Origin of the sequence: Kitasatospora sp. NPDC056327 (assembly GCF_042261735.1) — a bacterium.
Classification (GTDB): domain Bacteria; phylum Actinomycetota; class Actinomycetes; order Streptomycetales; family Streptomycetaceae; genus Kitasatospora.
In genome coordinates, this window is the sequence record NZ_JBHJRC010000375.1 from 1 (window position 1) to 7,139 (window position 7,139).

Annotated in this window: 4 protein-coding genes; 2 read left to right on the plus strand and 2 right to left on the minus strand. The window is 74.9% G+C overall.

The genetic code is table 11. From position 1 onward, the window contains the following. Positions 1–63: 63 nt before the first annotated feature. Together ACFCX4_RS33130 and ACFCX4_RS33135 are read right to left on the minus strand one after the other, a co-directional pair. A complete protein-coding gene (locus ACFCX4_RS33130) occupies positions 64–999 on the minus strand; it encodes a sucrase ferredoxin (protein WP_376150632.1) in 936 nt (311 codons plus the stop codon). Between the two features lie 573 nt (positions 1,000–1,572). Continuing rightward, complete coding sequence (locus tag ACFCX4_RS33135) at positions 1,573–4,023, minus strand: DNA topoisomerase (ATP-hydrolyzing) subunit A (RefSeq protein WP_376150634.1); 2,451 nt, start codon at positions 4,021–4,023, stop codon at positions 1,573–1,575. 259 nt (positions 4,024–4,282) lie between these two features. Here ACFCX4_RS33135 and ACFCX4_RS33140 point away from each other — a divergent pair, with 259 nt between their 5' ends. Next, the gene (locus tag ACFCX4_RS33140; protein ID WP_376150636.1) at positions 4,283–5,659 is read left to right on the plus strand and encodes a M16 family metallopeptidase; all 1,377 of its coding nucleotides are present in this window, start codon (positions 4,283–4,285) and stop codon (positions 5,657–5,659) included. Further along, a complete protein-coding gene (locus tag ACFCX4_RS33145) occupies positions 5,656–7,047 on the plus strand; it encodes a M16 family metallopeptidase (RefSeq protein WP_376150638.1) in 1,392 nt (463 codons plus the stop codon). Before ACFCX4_RS33140 ends, ACFCX4_RS33145 begins: the two co-directional genes overlap by 4 nt. Positions 7,048–7,139 lie beyond the last annotated feature (92 nt).

Below are 7,139 nucleotides of genomic sequence, written 5' to 3' on the forward strand. Positions count from 1 at the left end.
CGCCCACCGGGGCCGTTCGGCACGGTCCTCGGGGCTGCCGTCCGTGGAGCACCGCTCGCCGGGTCACCGCCCGTCCGGCGCAGCCCGCCCGTCCAGCCCGCGCAGCGAGGCGACCTCCATCCGGGACGGCGTGCCCGCCGCCTTGCCGCAGCTCTCCGGCCGGGGCGGCTCGCTGACGCCGCCGGCCACCAGGGCCTCCCAGGCCCGGCCGTCCTCGTGCCGGACGGTGACCAGCCAGCGGCCCGCGCCGTCCGGCCGCTGGGTCACCGCCAGCACATCGGCCCTGGTCTCGCCGGTGGCCAGCCGCACCGCCTGGTCGGCCGCCTGACCCGGGCGGTCCCAGCCGGAGCAGCCGCGCGACCACTCCGGCACCATGTGGCCGGAGGCCGTCGCCGCCAGCACCTCCTTGGCCGATTCGGCGGTCAGCCTGCCGTACGCGTAGCCGTACGGCAGCACCAGCATGGTGGGGGAGAAGCGGTGTCCGCCCAGGTGGGTCACCTCCCACACCTCGCTGTGCCCGGCGGCGGCGAGGTCGGCCGCGAGGGGCCGGCCGAGCAGGGCGCAACAGCGGTCCCGGCGGCCGTTGGTGCACACCAGGGCGACCGGGCCGCCGACGTGCGGCACGCCGAACCCCCCGTGGTCGCCACCGCCCAGCGCGGCGAAGTCGAGGCCCAGGAGCTCCGCCGGATCCGCCACCTCGGAGCGGCGCACCCAGCTGCGGCCGGGCGCCGGGACGGTGTGCGCCACGATCACCTCGTGCCGGGGCACCGGCAGGCAGTCCGCGTGCCGGCCGGGGCGCCGGATCAGCGCGACCCGCACCCCGGTCCCGTCGGCCGCGGCGTCCAGCGCCCGCCCGACGGCCGGGTCCAGATGGCTCTCGCCGAGCGCCTTCGCGCCCCACGGGCCGTTCTGCTCGACCAGCAACCAGGTGGTCGCGGTCGCCGCGGTCGCGGCCAGCGGCTCCGACAGTTCACGCGACAGCGTCGCACAGGTGCTCACCCCGGTAAGGCTACCCTTGCCACTCCCTCGCGGGCGGCTTCTGTCCGCTCCGCCGCGGCGTCTCCGGGGCCGGTCGGGCCGGTGGCCGGTGCGGTCGCCCGGCCGGCTGCGGGCGTCGGGCCGACCGGGCCACCGGGCCACCGGGACGTGCTTCACGTGCGGCCGGCCCCCTGGCCAGGGGCCGGACAGGGCGTGGCCGGACCACGAGCGCCACGGGCCGGGCCGGGTGCCGCTGCCCGGCCGGCACCCGAACCGGGGGAACCACGGTCCGGTGGCCCCGGCAGCCGCCTTCGGTTCCGGGCGGCCCGAGCAGTGCGCCGGTCCCGCTGCCGCTCCGGGGCCGGCCCGCCGTCGGGTCGCCACCGGCCGCCCGACGGGCCGCGAGGCGTGCGCCAGGTGACCCCGCAGCGGGCCCGCTCCGCCGGATCAGGGGCCTCGGGCACGTGGGACGGTCGGCCGGGACGGCCGGTCTCCCCCGACCGGTGCACCTTGCGGTGGTTCGGTTCCGGGGACGGCGCAGGGGCGCCGGAGGGAGGTCCGGCGCCCCTGGGGGTGCGGTGGGCGGGGGCGGGGCTATGCGGGGCCGGCGACCGTGGCGATCGGGGTGGTCACCGGGGTGCCGGAGCCGTCGCGGCGGGGGTCGCGCTCGGGGAGGTCGACCGGGGCGCCCTTGGCGGTGGTGGCGCGGGCCGGGGCGGGGCCGGCCCAGGCGAAGGAGAGGGCGTCCTCGCCGCGCAGGAAGCGCTGGCAGCGGACGCCGCCGGTGGCCCGGCCCTTGCGCGGGTACTGCTCGAAGGGCGTGACCTTCCAGGTGGACTGGGCCTCGCCGGTGAGGGTGCCGGAGGCGCCGGCCACCGAGACGACCACCGCGTCCACGGCCGGGTCGACGGCGGTGAAGGAGAGCACCCGGGCACCGTCGGTGAGCTTGATCCCGGCCATGCCGCCGGCCGGCCGGCCCTGCGGGCGGACCTGTCCGGCGGGGTAGCGCAGCAGCTGCGCGTCGGAGGTGATGAAGACGAGGTCCTCGTCGCCGGTGCGCAGTTCGACCGCGCCGATCACCTCGTCGCCGTCCTTGAGCGCGATCACCTCGAACTCATCCTTGTTGGCGGGCCATTCGGGGACCACCCGCTTGACGACGCCCTGCGTGGTGCCGAGCGCGAGGCCGGGGGAGGACTCGTCCAGGGTGGTCAGCGCGAGGACCCGCTCGTCGCCCTCCAGACGGAGGAACTCCGTGACGGCGGCGCCGCCGGCCAGCGTCGGCGAGGGGGTGGGCGGCAGGGCGGGCAGGTCGATGACGGGCAGGCGCAGGACCCGCCCGGCCGAGGTGACCACGCCGACGTCGGCGCGGGCCGTGGTCGGCACCGCGGAGACGATCACGTCGTGCTTGGCGCGCTTCTCGGACAGCTCGAACGGCTCGCCGTCGGCGGTCCGGGCGAGCAGGCCGGTGGAGGAGAGCAGCACCCGGCAGGGGTCGTCGGCGACCTCCAGCGGGACGGTCAGCGAGGCGGCCGGCGAGGCCCCCGCCTCCAGCAGGACGGTGCGCCGCTCGGTGCCGAACTGCTTGGCGACGGCGCCCAGTTCGCCGGAGACCACGCTGCGCAGCTTGGTGTCCGACTCCAGGATCTCGGTCAGGTCGGCGATCTCGGAGACGAGCTTGGCCTGCTCCTGCTCCAGCTCGACCCGGTCGAAGCGGGTGAGCCGGCGCAGCGGGGTGTCGAGGATGTACGCGGTCTGCGTCTCGGACAGCGAGAAGCGCTCCATCAGGCGCTCCTTGGCCTGGGCGGCGTTGTCGCTGGACCGGATGATCGCGATGACCTCGTCGATGTCGACCAGCGCGACGAGCAGGCCCTCGACCAGGTGCAGCCGCTCCTGGCGCTTGCGGCGGCGGAAGTCGCTGCGCCGGCGGACCACCTCGAAGCGGTGGTCGACGTAGACCTCCAGCAGCTCCTTGAGGCCGAGGGTCAGCGGCTGGCCGTCGACCAGCGCGACGTTGTTGATGCCGAAGGTCTCCTCCATCGGCGTCAGCTTGTACAGCTGCTCCAGCAGGGCCTCGGGCACGAAGCCGTTCTTGACCTCGATGACCAGGCGCAGGCCGTGCTCGCGGTCGGTGAGGTCCTTGACGTCCGCGATGCCCTGGAGCTTCTTCGCGTTGACGAGGTCCTTGATCTTGGAGATGACCTTCTCCGGGCCGACGTTGTACGGCAGCTCGGTGACCACGATGCCCTTGCGGCGGGCGGTGACCGCCTCGACGGCCGTGGTGGCACGGATCTTGAAGGTCCCGCGGCCGGACTCGTAGGCGTCCCGGATGCCGGAGAGTCCGACGATCCGCCCGCCGGTGGGCAGGTCGGGGCCGGGGACGAACCGCATGAGGGTGTCGAGGTCGGCGTTCGGGTGCTTGATCAGGTGGCGGGCGGCGGCGACGACCTCGGAGAGGTTGTGCGGCGGCATGTTGGTGGCCATGCCGACCGCGATGCCGGTGGCGCCGTTGACCAGCAGGTTGGGGAAGGCGGCCGGGAGCGCGAGCGGCTCCTGCTCGCTGCCGTCGTAGTTGGGACCGAAGTCGACGGTCTCCTCGTGGATCGACTCGACCATGGCCATCGAGGCGGCGGTGAGCCGGGACTCGGTGTAGCGCATCGCGGCCGGCGGGTCGTCGTTGCCGAGCGAGCCGAAGTTGCCGTGGCCGTCGATCAGCGGCAGCCGCATCGAGAACGGCTGGGCCATCCGGACGACCGAGTCGTAGATGGAGGCGTCGCCGTGCGGGTGCAGCCGGCCCATCACCTCGCCGACCAGGCGGGCGCACTTGACGTGGCCGCGCTCCGGTCGCAGGCCCATCTCGTTGGCCTGGTAGAGGATGCGGCGGTGCACCGGCTTCAGGCCGTCCCGGGCGTCCGGCAGGGCGCGGGAGTAGATGACGGAGTAGGCGTACTCCAGGAACGAGCCCTGCATCTCGTCCACGACGTCGACGTCGAGGATGCGCTCCTCGAAGTCTCCGGGGGGCGGGGTCTGCGAACTGCGGCGGGCCATCGCGGCGGGGCTCCCTTACGTCTCGCTTGCGTCTCGTCCACGTCTCGTCGGCGCGGTGTGGCCGGGCTGTCGGCGGTTCTGTCAACAGGGCTCGGCGCCCCCATTGTGGACCCTCCGGCCGACAGACCCGGTCGGCGCCCCTCTTCCGCCCCTGGCGAACGCCCCGTCCGCGCGGACACATCCGCGCCGTTCGCGCGTTGCACCACAATGGGGGACGCCACACGAACCCCGACTTCGACGACGGGAAGGACCCGAGCGCATGGCCAACCCGGCCCCCGCCTCCCAGCGAGGCATCGCCATCACCGAGCACCGCCTGGCCAACGGCCTGCGCGTCGTCCTCTCCGAGGACCACCTGACCCCGGTGGCCGCGGTCTGCCTCTGGTACGACGTGGGTTCCCGCCACGAGGTGAAGGGCCGCACCGGGCTGGCCCACCTGTTCGAGCACCTGATGTTCCAGGGCTCCGCGAACGTGTCCAACAACGGGCACTTCGAGCTGGTGCAGGGTGCCGGCGGGTCGCTCAACGGCACCACCAGCTTCGAGCGCACCAACTACTTCGAGACCATGCCGGCCCACCAGCTGGAGCTCGCGCTCTGGCTGGAGGCGGACCGGATGGGCTCGCTGCTGGCGGCCCTCGACGAGGCGTCGATGGAGAACCAGCGGGACGTGGTGAAGAACGAGCGCCGCCAGCGGTACGACAACGTGCCCTACGGCACCGCGTTCGAGAAGCTGACCGCGCTGTCCTTCCCGGACGGCCACCCCTACCACCACACCCCGATCGGCTCGATGGCCGACCTGGACGCCGCCACCCTGGAGGACGCCCGGACGTTCTTCCGGACGTACTACGCGCCCAACAACGCGGTGCTCTCGGTGGTCGGCGACATCGATCCGGAGCAGACGATCGCCTGGGTGGAGAAGTACTTCGGCAGCATCCCGGCGCACGACGGCAAGCAGCCGCCGCGCGACGGCGGCCTGCCGGAGACGGTCGGCCGGGAGCTGCGCGAGCTGATCCGCGAGGACGTGCCGTCCCGGGCGCTGATGGCCGCCTACCGGCTGCCGCACGACGGCACCCGCGAGGCGGACGCGGCCGACCTGGCGCTGACCATCCTCGGCAGCGGCGAGTCGAGCCGGCTGTACAACCGGCTGGTCCGCCGCGACCGCACCGCCGTCGCGGCCGGCTTCGGCCTGCTGCGGCTGTCCGGTGCGCCCAGCCTGGGCTGGCTGGACGTCAAGACCTCGGGCGACGCCACCGTCGAACAGATCGAGGCGGCCGTCGACGAGGAACTCGCCCGGTTCGCCGCGGAGGGCCCGACCCCGGCCGAACTGGAGCGCGCCCAGGCGCAGATCGAGCGCGAGTGGCTGGACCGGCTGACCACGGTGGCCGGCCGCGCCGACGAACTCTGCCGCTTCGCCGTGCTGTTCGGCGACCCGAAGCTGCTGAACGACGCCCTGCCCAAGGTCCTCGACGTCACCGCCGAGGAGGTGCGGGAGATCGCCGCGGCGCGCCTGAACCCGCAGAACCGGGCGGTCCTGGTGTACGAGCCGACCCCGGCCGAGGACACCGCCGCCGACACCACGGCCGACGCCGACGACACCGCTGCCACCGCCGAGACCGACGAGGAGGGCGCCGCCGTATGAGCACCGAGTACGTCCCCGCCATGACCTTCCACCCGCAGCCCCAGCCCGGCACGCCGAGCCCGTGGGCGTTCCCGGCGCCGGAGCGCGCCGCCCTCGGCAACGGCATCACCGTGCTGCACTGCCACCGTCCCGGCCAGCAGCTGGTGGCCGTCGACGTGCTGCTCGACGCCCCGCTCGCGGCCGAGCCGGAGGGCCTGGACGGCGTCGCCTCGATCCTGGCCCGGGCGTTCAGCGAGGGCACCGACACGCTGACCGCCGAGGAGTTCGCGGCGGAGCTGGAGCGGGCCGGCGCGACCCTGGACGCGCACGCGGACCACCCGTGCATCCGGGTCTCGCTGGAGGTCCCGGCCTCCCGGCTGGCCCGCGGTCTGGACCTGCTGGCCGCCGCGCTGGGCAGCCCGGCGCTGCCCGAGGGCGAGATCGAGCGGCTGGTCGCCAACCGGCTGGACGAGATCGTGCACGAGCAGGCCAACCCGGCCCGGCGGGCCGCCAAGGCGCTGTACGCCGCGCTGTTCGACGGCGCCGACCGGCTGTCCCGCCCGCGCGGCGGCACCGCCGAGACGGTCAAGACGATCGACCGGGCCGCCGTCCGGGCGTTCTACGAGGCCCACGTGCGCCCGGCCACCGCGACCGTGGTCGTGGTCGGCGACCTCACCGGCACCGATCTGCCGGCCCTGCTGGAGTCGACCCTCGGCGGCTGGAAGGGCGCCCCGGCCGCGCCGAGCGCCCACGCGCCGGTGACCGGCGACGACACCGGCCGGGTGATCATCGTGGACCGGCCCGGTTCGGTGCAGACCCAGCTGCTGATCGGCCGGCTCGGCCCGGACCGGCACGACCCGGCCTGGGCCGCGCAGATCCTCGGCACCTACTGCCTGGGCGGCACCCTGACCTCCAGGCTGGACCGGGTGCTGCGGGAGGAGAAGGGCTACACCTACGGCGTGCGGGCCTTCGCCCAGCCGCTGCGCTCGGCCGCCGACGGCAGCGGGCGCGCCCTGCTGGCGATCAGCGGCTCGGTGGACACCGCCTCCACCGCCCCGGCGCTGGCCGACACCTGGACCATCCTGCGCACGCTGGCCGCCGAGGGGCTCACCGACGCGGAGCGCGCGGAGGCCGTGCAGTTCCTGGTCGGCGTGGCGCCGCTGAAGTACGAGACGGCGGGTTCGGTCGCCGGCACCCTGGCCGACCAGGTCGAGCAGCACCTCGCGGACGACTTCCAGGCCGAGGTCTACCGGCAGCTGACCGAGCTGCCGACCGCCGCCGCCACCGAGGCCGTGGTGAAGGCGTTCCCGCCGGACCGGCTGGTCACCGTGCTGGTCGGCGACGCCTCGGCGTTCGCGGACCGGGTGCGCGAGCTGGGCATCGGCGAGGTCACCGTCGTCACCGCCTGATCCGGGGGCGGGCCGCGGGGGGCCCGGGGGGCGGTGCCGCGCCCCCCCCGGCCCCCCCCGCGGGGGGCGGGGGGGAATAGCAGAGGGGGGCC